The sequence below is a fragment of the Pseudomonas sp. H1h genome (assembly GCF_000633255.1).
GTDB lineage: Bacteria > Pseudomonadota > Gammaproteobacteria > Pseudomonadales > Pseudomonadaceae > Aquipseudomonas.
The window spans coordinates 98,802-112,542 of sequence record NZ_AYMJ01000023.1 but is presented as its reverse complement, the minus strand read 5'-3'; the positions used below and the strand labels follow the sequence as shown (position 1 = coordinate 112,542).

At 62.1% G+C, this 13,741-nt stretch carries 14 protein-coding genes; 8 read left to right on the top strand and 6 right to left on the bottom strand.

The annotated features are described in order from the left end of the window. Positions 1 to 31: 31 nt before the first annotated feature. The 4 genes from rpoH to ftsY all read right to left on the bottom strand — a co-directional run bounded on the left by rpoH (position 32) and on the right by ftsY (position 4,179). The gene (gene rpoH / locus U862_RS0120310; RefSeq protein ID WP_003229146.1) at positions 32 to 886 is read right to left on the bottom strand and encodes an RNA polymerase sigma factor RpoH; all 855 of its coding nucleotides are present in this window, start codon (positions 884 to 886) and stop codon (positions 32 to 34) included. Positions 887 to 1,001: 115 nt separating this feature from the next. Next, on the bottom strand, positions 1,002 to 2,027 hold the full coding sequence (ftsX, locus tag U862_RS0120305; protein WP_025112094.1) for a permease-like cell division protein FtsX: 1,026 nt from the start codon (positions 2,025 to 2,027) through the stop codon (positions 1,002 to 1,004). Beyond that, positions 2,024 to 2,695 carry a cell division ATP-binding protein FtsE gene (gene ftsE / locus U862_RS0120300; protein ID WP_003229148.1) on the bottom strand — a complete coding sequence of 224 codons (672 nt, stop codon included), beginning with the start codon at positions 2,693 to 2,695 and terminating at the stop codon, positions 2,024 to 2,026. Before ftsE ends, ftsX begins: the two co-directional genes overlap by 4 nt. After that, complete coding sequence (gene ftsY / locus U862_RS0120295; protein WP_025112093.1) at positions 2,692 to 4,179, bottom strand: signal recognition particle-docking protein FtsY; 1,488 nt, start codon at positions 4,177 to 4,179, stop codon at positions 2,692 to 2,694. The genes ftsE and ftsY overlap by 4 nt, the downstream gene beginning before the upstream one ends. Between ftsY and U862_RS0120290 the strand changes: the two genes are divergently transcribed. From U862_RS0120290 to U862_RS0120265, 6 genes are all read left to right on the top strand, one after another. Further along, a complete protein-coding gene (locus U862_RS0120290; RefSeq protein WP_025112092.1) occupies positions 4,178 to 4,372 on the top strand; it encodes a hypothetical protein in 195 nt (64 codons plus the stop codon). The genes ftsY and U862_RS0120290 overlap by 2 nt on opposite strands. A gap of 152 nt (positions 4,373 to 4,524) precedes the next feature. After that, the gene (locus tag U862_RS0120285) at positions 4,525 to 5,880 is read left to right on the top strand and encodes a pitrilysin family protein (protein WP_025112091.1); all 1,356 of its coding nucleotides are present in this window, start codon (positions 4,525 to 4,527) and stop codon (positions 5,878 to 5,880) included. Further along, entirely contained in the window at positions 5,873 to 7,360 is a 1,488-nt protein-coding gene (locus U862_RS0120280; RefSeq protein WP_025112090.1) for a pitrilysin family protein, read from the top strand. The genes U862_RS0120285 and U862_RS0120280 overlap by 8 nt, the downstream gene beginning before the upstream one ends. Beyond that, positions 7,360 to 7,971, top strand: a complete 612-nt coding sequence (gene rsmD / locus U862_RS0120275; RefSeq protein WP_025112089.1) for a 16S rRNA (guanine(966)-N(2))-methyltransferase RsmD — start codon at positions 7,360 to 7,362, stop codon at positions 7,969 to 7,971. Before U862_RS0120280 ends, rsmD begins: the two co-directional genes overlap by 1 nt. A gap of 63 nt (positions 7,972 to 8,034) precedes the next feature. Further along, on the top strand, positions 8,035 to 9,030 hold the full coding sequence (locus U862_RS0120270) for a hydrolase (protein WP_025112088.1): 996 nt from the start codon (positions 8,035 to 8,037) through the stop codon (positions 9,028 to 9,030). Further along, on the top strand, positions 9,027 to 9,866 hold the full coding sequence (locus tag U862_RS0120265) for an AraC family transcriptional regulator (protein WP_025112087.1): 840 nt from the start codon (positions 9,027 to 9,029) through the stop codon (positions 9,864 to 9,866). The genes U862_RS0120270 and U862_RS0120265 overlap by 4 nt, the downstream gene beginning before the upstream one ends. A 114-nt stretch (positions 9,867 to 9,980) precedes the next feature. Here the strand turns inward: U862_RS0120265 and U862_RS0120260 are convergent, their stop codons facing one another. Together U862_RS0120260 and U862_RS0120255 are read right to left on the bottom strand one after the other, a co-directional pair. Next, a complete protein-coding gene (locus U862_RS0120260) occupies positions 9,981 to 10,835 on the bottom strand; it encodes a sulfurtransferase (protein ID WP_025112086.1) in 855 nt (284 codons plus the stop codon). A gap of 31 nt (positions 10,836 to 10,866) precedes the next feature. Next, positions 10,867 to 11,538: a TetR/AcrR family transcriptional regulator gene (locus U862_RS0120255; protein ID WP_025112085.1), complete on the bottom strand. Its 672-nt coding sequence runs from the start codon at positions 11,536 to 11,538 to the stop codon at positions 10,867 to 10,869. 145 nt (positions 11,539 to 11,683) lie between these two features. Here U862_RS0120255 and U862_RS0120250 point away from each other — a divergent pair, with 145 nt between their 5' ends. Further along, positions 11,684 to 13,114, top strand: coding sequence for a coniferyl aldehyde dehydrogenase (locus tag U862_RS0120250; protein ID WP_025112084.1), 1,431 nt, complete (start codon positions 11,684 to 11,686; stop codon positions 13,112 to 13,114). Between the two features lie 28 nt (positions 13,115 to 13,142). After that, positions 13,143 to 13,688, top strand: a complete 546-nt coding sequence (locus U862_RS0120245) for a hypothetical protein (RefSeq protein WP_025112083.1) — start codon at positions 13,143 to 13,145, stop codon at positions 13,686 to 13,688. Positions 13,689 to 13,741 lie beyond the last annotated feature (53 nt).

Genomic DNA, 13,741 nt, shown 5'->3' with positions numbered 1-13,741 from the left:
ATCGGGGCGTTTTTTATGGCCAGCTCGCCGGTTATGCGGCGATCGACAACTTGAGCTTGTTCATCGCGCTCTTCTCAAGCTGACGGATCCGCTCGGCCGACACGTTGTACTTCTGCGCCAGGTCGTGCAGCGTGGCTTTCTCTTCTGCCAGCCAGCGCTGGTAGAGGATGTCGCGGCTGCGTTCGTCCAGCACTTCCAGCGCTTCGTGCAGGTTGTGATTGGAGTTGTCGCTCCAGTCGGCATCTTCCAGTTGACGCGCCGGATCGTACCGGTGGTCTTCCAGGTAATTGGCCGGCGACTGGAAAGCGCTGTCGTCGTCCGCTTCTGCGGCCGGGTCGAAGGCCATGTCATGGCCGGTCAGGCGACTTTCCATCTCGCGCACTTCCCGCGGCTCGACACCGAGGCTTTCCGCCACACGGTGGACCTCCTCGTTGTTCAGCCACGCCAGACGCTTCTTCTGGCTGCGCAGGTTGAAGAACAGCTTGCGCTGTGCCTTGGTGGTCGCGACTTTCACAATGCGCCAGTTGCGCAGGATGAACTCGTGAATTTCCGCCTTGATCCAGTGCACGGCGAACGACACCAGACGCACACCCATTTCCGGGTTGAAGCGCTTCACGGCCTTCATCAGGCCGACGTTACCTTCCTGGATCAGGTCAGCCTGTGCCAGGCCGTAGCCGGAATAGCTACGGGCAATGTGTACAACAAAACGCAGGTGGGCGAGCACCATCTGCCGAGCCGCCCCCAAATCCTGCTCATAGTAGAGACTCTCGGCCAGTTCACGCTCCTGCTCCGGCGTCAGCAAAGGAATGCTGTTGACGGTGTGCACATAAGCTTCCAGGTTCGCACCCGGAACCAACGCGTACGCAGGTTGCAAAGAATTGGTCATGCGAAAAAACCTCCCACTTACATACTCGTGCCTCTCGGCACTGCGAAAAATTGACCGGGAATTCAAGTACAAGTTCCCAAAAAAACCGCAAGGTCAATCACGCGCAAAAAAGATTCTACTTCGGCGCCAGCTCCCTGAGATGACGTGCGACTGCAATCCATGCACCGATATAACCCAACAGCACCGCGCCAAGCAAGAGCGACAGACCGTCGGCAACTGGCACTCCGGCCAGCGCGAAATCACTGCCGTACAAGCCGGCCAGTCCAACTACCGCGTCATTCAGCCAGTTAAGGCCGAACGCCAGCACCCCCCAGGACAGAACCCCCGCACCGAAGCCATACAACGCGCCCATATAAAGGAAAGGACGACGCACGTAGCTGTCGGTGCCGCCGACGAGTTTAATCACTTCTATCTCTGTGCGGCGGTTTTCAATATGAAGACGAATGGTATTGCCTATCACCAAAAGTAATGCAGAAACCAGCAACACCGTCAGACCGAAGACAAACCGGTCGCCGAGCTTGAGGATGGCGGCCAGACGCTCGACCCAGACTAGATCAAGTTGCGCCTGTTGTACCTTGGGCAGCTCGGAAAGTTTTTGTCTTAATGCTTCCAGAGTCGGCTTGTCGACCTCCTTCGGAGTCACCAGCACCACGCCCGGCAGCGGGTTTTCCGGGAGTTCGCGCAGGGCTTCGCCCAGACCGGACTGCTGCTGAAACTCCTCCAGCGCCTGATCGCGGCCGACATATTCAGCATCAGCCACACCGGGCATGCCTTTGATCTGTTCGCGCAACGACTCACCTTGATCCGGCGTGGCGTCCAGTTGCAGATACAGCGAAATCTGCGCCGCACGCTGCCAAGAGCCGCCGAGACGCTCGACGTTGTTGATCAGCAGCGACAGGCCCATCGGCAAGCTCAACGCCACGGCCATCACCATGCAGGTGAAGAAGCTGCCGATTGGCTGCTTGCCGAGGCGACGCAGGCTGTCGAGCAGGCTGGCGCGGTGACTTTCGATCCACGAACGCAACAGCGTGGAGAAGTCCGGGCCGTCGTCATCGTCGTGTTTTTTCTTCTTCGGCGGTTGCGGGTCAGCGGCCTTCGGGGCCACGCGCTCGGAAACCTTCGGACTGCGTGTCGCACTCATACGCCGGCCTCCCCGTCGCCGATCAATCGGCCGCGCTGCAGGGTCAGCATGCGGTGCCGCATGCGCGCAATCAGGGCCAGGTCGTGACTGGCGATCAGCACGCTGGTGCCCAGGCGGTTGATGTCTTCGAACACGCCCATGATCTCGGCCGCCAGACGCGGGTCGAGGTTACCGGTCGGTTCGTCCGCCAACAGCAGAGCCGGGCGGTGAACGATGGCGCGGGCGATGCCGACGCGCTGTTGCTGACCGGTGGACAGGTCGCCCGGGTACAGATCGGTTTTATCCGACAGCGCCACGCGCTCCAGTGCCGAATCGACACGCTTGGCGATCTCGGCCTTGGACAGCCCGAGAATCTGCAACGGCAGCGCGACGTTGTTGAACACCGTGCGATCGAACAGCAACTGGTGGTTCTGGAACACCACGCCGATCTGCCGGCGCAGAAACGGAATCTGTGCGTTGCTGATGGTGCTCAGGTCTTGTCCGGCCAGCAGCAGCTTGCCGCTGGTCGGTCGCTCCATCGCCAGCAACAGGCGCAATAGCGTGGACTTACCGGCACCGGAGTGGCCGGTGACAAACAGAAACTCGCCACGACGGACTCGAAAGCTCAGCTCATGCAAGCCGACGTGACCGTTCGGGTAGCGTTTACCGACCTGTTCGAAACGAATCATGAACGCTCCCGCTCGGCAAACAGTGCCTGGACAAAGGGTTCGGCCTCAAAGGTACGCAGGTCGTCGATGCCTTCACCGACGCCGATGTAGCGGATCGGCAGGCCAAACTGCTTGGCCAGGGCGAAAATCACCCCGCCCTTGGCGGTGCCGTCGAGCTTGGTCAGCGCCAGGCCGGTCAGTTCGACGGTCTGGTTGAATTGCTTGGCCTGGTTGATGGCGTTCTGGCCGGTACCGGCGTCGAGCACCAGCAGCACTTCGTGCGGCGCGTCGGCGTCGAGCTTGCCGATCACCCGGCGAACTTTCTTCAGTTCTTCCATCAGGTTGTCTTTGGTGTGCAGACGACCGGCGGTGTCAGCGATCAGCACGTCGATGCCACGGGCCTTGGCGGCCTGCACGGCGTCAAAGATCACCGAAGCCGAATCAGCACCGGTGTGCTGGGCGATCACCGGAATCTTGTTGCGCTCGCCCCAGACCTGCAACTGCTCAACGGCAGCGGCGCGGAACGTGTCACCGGCGGCAAGCATGACTTTCTTGCCTTCCAGTTGCAGCTTTTTCGCCAGTTTGCCGATGGTGGTGGTCTTGCCGGCGCCGTTGACGCCAACCACCAGAATCACGAATGGCTTGTTCTGCGAGGCGATTTTCAGCGGTTGTTCGACCGGTTTGAGCATCGCGGCCAGCTCGGCCTGCAGGGATTTGTACAACGCTTCGGCGTCGGCCAGTTCCTTGCGGGCAACCTTCTGGGTCAGGCGCTGGATGATCTGCGTGGTGGCTTCTACACCGACGTCAGCGGTCAGCAGACGGGTTTCGAGGTCATCGAGCAGATCGTCGTCGATGGTTTTGCGGCCGAGGAACAGGCTGGCCATGCCCTCGCCGATGCTGGCGCTGGTCTTGGACAAGCCTTGTTTGAGGCGGGCGAAGAAACCGGCTTTGGTTGCTTCGGTGCGCGGGGCGTCGACCGGAGTTTCAGCCACCAACTCAACCGGCGCGGCTGGCGCAGCGATAACAGGTGCAGGTGCAGGTGCAGGTGCAGGCTCGGCGGGTTGGACGACCGGTACAACCGGGGCAACAATCGGCGCAGGCTCGACAACCGGCTCAACCACCGGCGCTGGAGCAATTTCAGGCACCAACGCGGCAGGCGCAGGAATCACTGGCGTGATGTGCGGCGCGGCCTCTTCGACCAATGCCACCGGCTCTTCCGCTACCGGCAAGGTCAGCCACGGCTCAGCCGCCGGAATCGACGGCAATTCAGCCGCCACCGGCGCTTCAGGCTCTGGCGCAGGCTCAGCCGGCTGCAGCACCGGCTCGGCAATCGGTAGAACGATCGGCGCCGGCTCTTCTTCTATAACTGGCGCCGGGGCTGGCTCAGGAATCGCAGGCGGCTGTTCGACGACGGGTTCCTGCGGTTTCTTACGCAGCCATCCGAACAGGCTTTTCTTCTCGCCAGCCGCAGCTGGGGTCTTCTTGTCGTCGTTGGAACCAAACATGGAGGACGGCTATCTCACGGTAGCGACGCGCCATAAGGGCGCCCCGGCAAATAAATATTCGATGCAGAACAGACTGTGTTTCATCCAGCTTGTTCACGCGCAACATTTTGTCGAGGCGCCACAGGCACCTCAAAGGTCGATTAATACGAAGGACTGGAACGGCATCGTCGGCGAAAACGCAGAGTTTAGCTGACAAACTCAAAGCTTCTGCCGGAAACCCATACAACCTATAGACCGATCAGTGGCCTGATAGGCGTGGCCGCCAGTAAAACGGATCAGTATCCTAGCACCTCCTCGCCCGCCTAGGCTAAGACCAAGCGGGCAGCCCAACAGGTTAAAAAACGAATGAATGCTCTAGCCCGCCGCGCTGCAGGCCTGCTGCTCAGCACAGTCTGCCTGCCCCTTTCGGCCCTGGCGGCCGACCCGCAACCGACTCACGAATTCACCCTCGACAACGGCCTGAAGGTCGTCGTGCGCGAAGACCATCGCGCGCCGGTGGTGGTGTCGCAGGTCTGGTACAAGGTCGGTTCCAGCTACGAAACCCCGGGCCAGACCGGTCTGTCCCACGCGCTTGAGCACATGATGTTCAAGGGCAGCGAAAAAGTCGGCCCCGGCGAAGCCTCGCTGATCCTGCGTGATCTGGGCGCTGAAGAGAACGCCTTCACCAGCGACGACTTCACCGCTTATTACCAGGTACTGGCCCGCGACCGGCTGGGCGTGGCGTTTGAACTGGAAGCCGACCGCATGGCCAATCTGCGCCTGCCGGCTGACGAGTTCGCCAAGGAAATCGAAGTCATCAAGGAAGAGCGCCGCCTGCGCACCGACGACAAGCCGATGTCCAAGGCCTACGAGCGCTACAAGGCGATGGCTTACCCGGCCAGCGGCTACCACACGCCGACCATTGGCTGGATGGCTGACCTGGACCGGATGAAGGTCGAAGAGCTGCGTCATTGGTATCAGTCCTGGTATGTGCCGAACAATGCCACGCTGGTGGTCGTCGGCGACGTCACCCCGGACGAAGTGAAGACCCTCGCCCAGCGCTACTTCGGACCGATCGCCAAGCGTGACGTGCCGCCAGCGAAGAAACCGCTGGAGCTGGCCGAACCTGGCGAACGCCAGATCACCCTGCATGTGCAGACCCAACTGCCCAGCCTGATGCTCGGTTTCAACGTGCCAAGCATCGCCACCGCTGAAGACAAGCGCTCGGTCAACGCCCTGCGTCTGATCTCGGCGCTGCTCGACGGCGGCTACAGCGGACGCATCCCGACGCAACTGGAGCGCGGCGAAGAGCTGGTTTCCGGCGGTTCGTCGAGCTACGACGCCTACACCCGGGGTGACAGCCTGTTCACCCTGTCGGCGACACCGAACACCCAGAAGAAAAAGACCATGGCGCAAGCCGAGGCCGGCTTGTGGAAACTGCTGGAACAGCTGAAAACCACCGCGCCGTCCGCCGAAGAACTGGAGCGCGTGCGTGCACAAGTGATCGCCGGCCTGGTTTTCGAACGTGATTCGATCACCAGCCAGGCCACCGCCATAGGCCAGTTGGAGACCGTAGGCCTGTCGTGGAAACTGATGGACACCGAACTGGCCGATCTGGAAAGCGTGACCCCGCAAGACATCCAGAACGCCGCCAAGCTGTATTTCACCCGCGAACGTCTCAGCGTCGCCCACGTCCTGCCACTGGAGACGACTCATGAGTGAGCGCAAATCCCCACGCCTGCTGCTCGGCCTGATCGCCGTTGCGGTGATCGGCTCCGCCGCGTTTTACCTGATGCCCGGCGCCAAAACCGACGCCAGCGAAGCGCTGGATAACGCCAAGACCAGCCAGAAGCTGCAATCGCTGGCCGAACTCGACGGCAAGGCTCCGGCCAGTCGCAAGCTCGATGTGCAGACCTGGAACACCGCCGAAGGCGCCAAAGTGCTGTTCGTCGAAGCCCACGAACTGCCGATGTTCGACATGCGCCTGATCTTCGCCGCGGGCAGCAGCCAGGACGGCAACGCACCGGGCCTGGCAATCCTGACCAATGCCATGCTCAACGAAGGCGTGGCCGGCAAGGACGTTGGCGCCATCGCCCAGGGTTTCGAAAGCCTGGGCGCGGATTTCGGCAACGGCGCTTATAAAGACATGGCGCTGGCCTCGCTGCGCAGCCTGAGTGCCGCCGAACAACGCGAGCCGGCACTCAAGCTGTTTTCCGAAGTCGTGGGCAAACCGACGTTCCCGGCCGATTCCTTTGCGCGCATCAAGAACCAGATGCTCGCCGGTTTCGAATACCAGAAACAGAACCCCGGCAAACTCGCCAGCCTCGAGCTGATGTCGCGTTTGTACGGCGACCACCCGTACGCGCATTCCAGCGACGGCAATGCGCAGAGCGTACCGAAGATCACCCTGGCGCAGCTGCGTGAGTTCCACGCCAAGGCCTATGCGGCCGGCAACGTGGTGATCGCGCTGGTCGGCGACCTGTCTCGCGCCGAGGCCGAGGCGATTGCCAATCAGGTCTCCGGCGCCCTGCCCAAAGGCCCGGCGCTGGCGAAGATCGCTCAGCCGCAGGAACCCAAGGCGAGCATCGGCCACATCGAGTTCCCGTCCAAGCAGACCAACCTGTTGCTCGCGCAACTGGGCATCGACCGTGACGACCCGGACTACGCAGCGCTGTCGATGGGCAACCAGATCCTCGGTGGCGGCGGCTTCGGCACCCGTCTGATGAGCGAAGTGCGCGAGAAGCGCGGCCTGACCTACGGCGTTTACTCCGGGTTCAGCCCGATGCAGGCCCGTGGTCCGTTCATGATCAACCTGCAGACCCGCGCGGAAATGAGCGAAGGCACGCTGAAACTGGTGCAGGACGTGCTTGCCGATTACCTGAAGACCGGCCCGACCCAGAAAGAACTCGACGACGCCAAGCGCGAACTGGCCGGCAGCTTCCCGCTGTCCACCGCGAGCAATGCCGATATCGTCGGCCAACTGGGCGCCATGGGCTTCTATAATCTGCCGTTGAGCTATCTGGATGACTTCATGCGTCAGTCCCAGAGCCTGACTGTCGAGCAGGTCAAAGACGCGATGAACAAACACCTGAGCACGGACAAAATGGTCATCGTCAGCGCTGGCCCGACCGTGCCGCAAAAGCCGTTACCGGCCCCATCTGATAAACCTGCCGAGCAACCGCTCGGGGTTCCGGAGCATTAATGGCTACTCGTCCTAAAAAACCTGCGCAGAACGTCCACAACGGTGTGAACCAACTGCGCATCATCGGCGGCGAATGGCGCAGCCGCAAACTGAGCTTCCCCGATGCACCGGGCCTGCGCCCGACGCCGGACCGCGTGCGTGAAACCCTGTTCAACTGGCTCGCGCCGTATGTAGCCGGCGCCAAAGTGCTGGATCCGTTCGCCGGCAGTGGCGCGCTGTTTCTTGAGGCTCTGTCCCGTGGCGCGGCCATGGGCCAGGCGCTGGATGCCAGCCACATCGCCGTGTCGAGTCTGAAGGAACACCTCGGCACCCTGCGCTGCACCAATGGTCAGGTGCAGACCGCCGACGCTTTGCGCTATCTGGAAACCCAGGTCGCCACGCCGTTCGACCTGGTGTTTCTCGATCCGCCGTTCAACCAGAACCTGCTGCCAGCCGTCTGCACCCTGCTGGAAGAACGCCAATGGCTCGCGCCCGATTCGTGGATCTACACTGAAAGCGAGACCGCGCCTTCGACGCTGGGCCTGCCGGGCAACTGGCGCCTGCACCGCGAGCAGAAATCCGGGCGGGTGTACTACGCGTTGTGGCAACGTATGGCAGAGATCGCCGGTTAACCGACCGGCCTGAACAAGTGGCGCGCCTCAACCGAGGCTCGCCACGCTGCATCGAGAACCATCGTGCCCGCTTCTTCAGAACGCTTCAGCCCCGCCTTCGGCCTCGGCAATCCGCACCTGCAAACCTTGTGGGGGCCGCTGTGGCGCAACACCGTACACCTTGACCGCCAGCGCGAACGCCTATGGCTGGACGACGGTGACTTCCTCGATCTCGACTGGCATGGCCCGCACAGCGCCGAGGCGCCTCTGGTGCTGGTGTTGCACGGGCTGACCGGCTCGTCCAATTCGCCTTATGTTGCCGGGATCCAGGCTGCACTCGCCGCGCAGGGCTGGGCCAGTGTCGCGCTGAACTGGCGCGGCTGCTCCGGCGAACCCAATCTGCTACCGCGCAGTTACCACTCCGGCGCCAGCGAAGACCTCGCCGAAGCCATCAAACATCTGCGCGCCCAACGGCCGCTAGCACCACTGTATGCGGTCGGCTATTCATTGGGTGGCAACGTACTGCTCAAGCATCTGGGAGAAACCGGCAGCGACAGCGGCGTGCTCGGTGCGGTCGCCGTGTCGGTGCCGTTTCGCCTCGATCAATGTGCCGACCGCATCGGCCAGGGTTTCTCCAAGGTCTATCAGGCGCACTTCATGCGTGAGATGGTCGCTTACATCAAGAACAAGCAACGCCAGTTCCAGCACGACGGCCGTGCAGATGGCCTGGCGGCACTGGCGGCGCTCGGTTCGCTGGAGAACATGCGCACCTTCTGGGACTTCGATGGCCGGGTCACCGCGCCGCTGCACGGTTTCACCGATGCCGAGGACTACTATCGCCGGGCATCGAGTCGCTACTTTCTCGGTGAGATCCGCACGCCGACGCTAATCATTCAGGCCGCCGACGACCCCTTCGTATTCCCCCACAGTCTGCCGACGGCCGAGGAGTTGTCCGCCACTACGCAGTTCGAGCTGCAGGCCAAGGGTGGGCATGTCGGGTTTGTCGATGGCACCTTCCGCCAGCCTGGTTACTACCTGGAACGGCGCATCCCGCAATGGCTGGCTGGCGTGACGCCATGAGCGATCAGGGCGAGTCGATCCGTTTCTGGCAAACCGCGCCACTGGCCGGGGTCGAGTTGCTGTCGGCACGCTACATCGATCATCGCTTCGCCCCGCACGTCCACGACGGCTACGTGATCGGCATGATCATGGCCGGCGCCCAGCGTTATCGCTATCGCGGCGCCGAACATCTGGCTGGCAGCGGCACCCTGGTGCTGATCAACCCGGACGAATTGCACACCGGTCACAAAGGCACCGAGGACGGCTGGCTGTACCGGGCGTTTTACCCCGATACCGGGCAGATCGTGTCCTTGCTCGAGGAACTGGAACTGCCCACCGCACCACTGCCGGCATTTGGCGCGACGCTGTACCGCGACCCGGATCTGGTCAACGGTTTCTGTCAGTTGCATCGCCTGCTGGAAAGTCCGGCCAGCGCGCTGCAACAGCAGACGGTGTGGCGCGAGATGATGATGCTGCTGTTGCAGCGCCATGCGGCAGTGCAAATCAACGGCAAGCCGGGCAAGGAACACCGCGCGGTGGTGCTGGCCAAGGAGTTGTTGCATGCGCAACTGGCCGCGCCGCCGTCGCTGGAAGAACTGGCCGCGGCGGTGAACCTGTCGCCCTTCCACTTCGCCCGGGTATTTCGCCGCGCCACCGGCATGCCGCCGCACACTTGGCTGATGCAGCAGCGCATCGCCACTGCACGGGGTTTATTGCAGCACGGTTGTCTGCCGGTGGAGGTCGCCATGCAGTTGGGCTTCGCCGATCAGAGTCATCTGAGCCGGCAGTTCAAGCAGGTGTATGGCGTGGGGCCGGCGGCGTATCGCAGCGCCCGACAATCTATCGGTGACGATTAACCCTTGTGGGAGCGGGCTTGCTCGCGAAAAAGCGGTGCGTCAGTCAACAGTGATGTTTGCTGACGCACCGCTTTCGCGAGCAAGCCCGCTCCCACAGGGGGGGATTGGCAGTGGTTATTCGCCCGTGGCGATTCCGCGGGAAGGCTCGTTGATCCACTCACTCCACGACCCGGCATACAACGCACCCAACGGATAACCCGCCAGGCACAGCGCAAACAGGTTGTGACACGCCGTCACCCCGGAACCGCAATAAGCCACCAGTTCCGCAGGCGAGCGATCACCGAGTTTCGCGGCAAACCGCTGCTTGAGCTGATCCGCCGGCAGGAAGCGCCCGTCGCTACCCAGGTTCTCGGTAAACGCCGCGCATTGCGCACCGGGAATGTGCCCGGCAATCGGGTCGATCGGCTCCACCTCACCCTTGAAGCGCGGCAGGGCGCGGGCGTCGAGCAACGTCAGCGACGGCTGAGCGAGGCGTTGCTGCAATTGCTCGGCGCTCAGCAGCAGTTTCATGTCCGGCTGACCGCTGAAGTTGCCCCGGCTGACCGCTGGCGCATCCAGGCTCAGTGGCAGACCGGCTGCGTGCCAGGCTTTGAGACCGCCGTCGAGAATGAACACGCCGTCGCGCTTGCCCAGCCACGCCAGCAACCACCAGGCCCGGGCCGCGTAGGCGCCGGGGCCGTCGTCGTAAAGCACCACATCGCTGTCGGCATCGATGCCCCAGGCTTGCAGGCGTTCGATCAACGCCGCCGGCTCAGGCAGCGGATGGCGTCCGGTCACGCCTTTGATGAACGTGCCACTGAGGTCGCGCTCAAGGTCGGCGAAACGGGCGCCGGCAATGTGCCCTTCGGCATAGCTGCGCTGCCCGTAGTCCGGGTCTTCGAGGGCAAAACGACAATCGAGAATCACCAGCCCCGGCTGCTCCTTGCGGGCATCCAGTGCGTTCGGGCTGATCAGTTGCGCAATCGGCATAACGGACTCCTGTGAGCGACTTCCAAATGGGTTACTGCCCTTCCTCGAGGGCCTGGGCCAGCGGCACGTAAAACTCGTCGAACAAGGCATTCACCTCTTCACGGGCCTGATCGGTGACGAACCCGGCTTCCAGCACCAACACCTGATACACGCCACGCTTGATGGCCTGCTCGCTGAGGTGGTTGGAGTTTTCCCGGGTGGTGCACAGAAAGCGCACCCAGGAGGTGAGGATGATCCAGGCATTGATCGTCAGGGATTCGATCTGCACCCGATCCATCTTGAGAATGCCGGCCGCCACAAATCCCTCGTAGATCGCCATGCCCTGGATCACGCAGCGCTGGGAGAAACGCCGGTAGCGCGCCGCCAGGTCCGGGTCGCTGTCGAGCAGGTGTTCCAGATCGCGATGCAAAAAACGATAGCCCCACATCGCCGACAGCAGTTCCTTGAGGTAATAGCGCTTGTCTTCGACCGTGGCGGCACGCCCCTGCGGCGGGCGCAGAAAGCTGTCCACAAGGCTTTCGTACTCACTGAACAGTACAGCGATGATCGCCTGCTTGTTGGGGAAGTGGTAGTACAGGTTGCCCGGAGAAATCTCCATGTGGGCCGCAATGTGGTTGGTACTGATGCTGCGCTCGCCCTGCTGATTGAACAGTTCGAGGCTGTTCTGCACGATGCGCTCGCTGGTTTTTATTCGTGGGGCCATGGCTTGAGCTTTAATTCAGAGTGCGGTGAGAGGCATCTTACGACCTAACCGGAAATGGATAAAACAAAGCTGTGTCGGGAAGTCATTTGACTTTGTAGAGCATAGACTCTAAAAAGTCCTCACTACAATAAATCCGGAGCAGACGATGACTGCCGACATTGCTTACCTGCAAACGCTGCAACAGCCGCTGGAAGAGCTTGACCGGTTGTTCGCGGCACAGCGCACCGCCTATGCCGCCAACCCGATGCCACCAGCGGCCCAGCGTCAGCAATGGCTCAAGGCATTGCGCGACTTGCTCAGCGATGAGCGTCAGGCCCTGATCGACGCTATCAGCGCGGATTTCAGCCATCGCAGCGCCGATGAAACCCTGCTCGCCGAGCTGATGCCCAGCCTGCACGGCATTCATTACGCCAGTCGGCACCTCAAGGGCTGGATGAAGTCTTCGCGGCGCAAAGTCGGCATGGCCTTTCAGCCGGCGTCAGCGAAAGTGGTGTATCAACCACTCGGCGTGATCGGCATCATCGTCCCGTGGAACTACCCGTTGTATCTGGCCATCGGCCCGCTGGTCGGCGCACTGGCGGCGGGCAACCGGGTGATGCTCAAGCTCAGCGAATCGACACCCGCCACCGGCCTGCTGCTCAAGGCCCTACTCGCGCGGATTTTCCCCGAAGACCTGGTGTGCGTGGTGCTCGGCGAGTCGGACATTGGCGTGGCGTTTTCCTGCCTGCGCTTTGACCACCTGCTGTTCACCGGGGCCACCAGCATCGGCAAACACGTGATGCGCGCTGCGGCGCAAAACCTGACCCCGGTAACCCTCGAACTGGGCGGCAAATCCCCGGCCATCGTCTCCCGCGACGTACCGCTCAAGGACGCCGCCGAACGCATCGCCTTCGGTAAAACCCTCAACGCCGGACAAACCTGCGTCGCCCCCGATTACGTGCTGGTGCCGCAAGACCGCGTCGGCGCGTTCGTCGAAGCCTATCGTCAGGTGGTGAACAGCTTCTACCCGACCCTCGCCGACAACCCGGACTACACCGCGATCATCAACGAGCGCCAACTGGCCCGGCTCAACAGTTATGTCAGCGACGCCACCAGCAAGGGCGCGCTGCTGATCCCGCTGTTCGACCAGGGTCAGGGCCGGCGCATGCCGCACAGCCTGTTGCTGAACGTCACTGACGAAATGATCGTGATGCAGGATGAAATCTTCGGCCCGCTGCTGCCGATCGTGCCGTACCAGGATCTGGACCAGGCATTTGCCTACATCAATCAGCGGCCTCGTCCGCTGGCGCTTTACTACTTCGGCTACGACAAGCGCGAACAGAACCGCGTGCTGCACGAAACCCACTCCGGCGGCGTGTGCCTGAACGACACCCTGCTGCATGTGGCGCAGGACGACATGCCGTTCGGCGGCATCGGCCCGTCGGGCATGGGCCACTATCACGGCCACGAAGGCTTCCTGACCTTCAGCAAGGCCAAGGGTGTGCTGATCAAACAGCGCTTCAACGCGGCGAAACTGATCTACCCGCCGTACGGCAAATCGATTCAGAAACTGATCCAGAAGCTGTTCATCCGCTAATCGTCGTCACCGCCGGGTAATAACAACAATGCACCCAAGCCTGACCGAAACACCTGCCCTGTCGCGCCGTGGTCTGCTGAAATTCAGCCTCGGCGCCACTGCGTTTCTCGCTACCGCCGGCCTTGGCGCCAGCCTCAGCGGCTGCTCATCGAGTGTCGCAGCCAGCGGCTTCGTCGCTTTACGCGACGGCGATCTGTTGTTCCTGCGCGCCCTGATTCCGGTGATGCTCGACGGCGCCGTGGCGAGCGAAAAAATGCCCGCTGCCATCGATGGCACCCTCAAGTCGCTCGACTACAGCCTCGATCACCTGTCGCCGGAGATGCTCAAACTCACTCGGCAGTTGTTCGACGTGCTCGGCATGGCGGTCACCCGCGGGCCGCTCACGGGCATTTGGGGCAGTTGGGAAAACGCCAGTCCCGAGGCGATGCGCCACTTCCTCGAACGCTGGCAGAACAGCTCATTGAGCCTGCTGCGCATGGGCCACAGTTCCCTGCAGCAAATGGTGATGATGGCCTGGTACACCCGCGCAGATTCGTGGGGGCATTGCGGCTACCCGGGACCGCCTACCGTCTGAAATCGGCGCCGCGCCTTTCGCGAGCAAGCCCGCTCCCACATTTTGAAATGCAT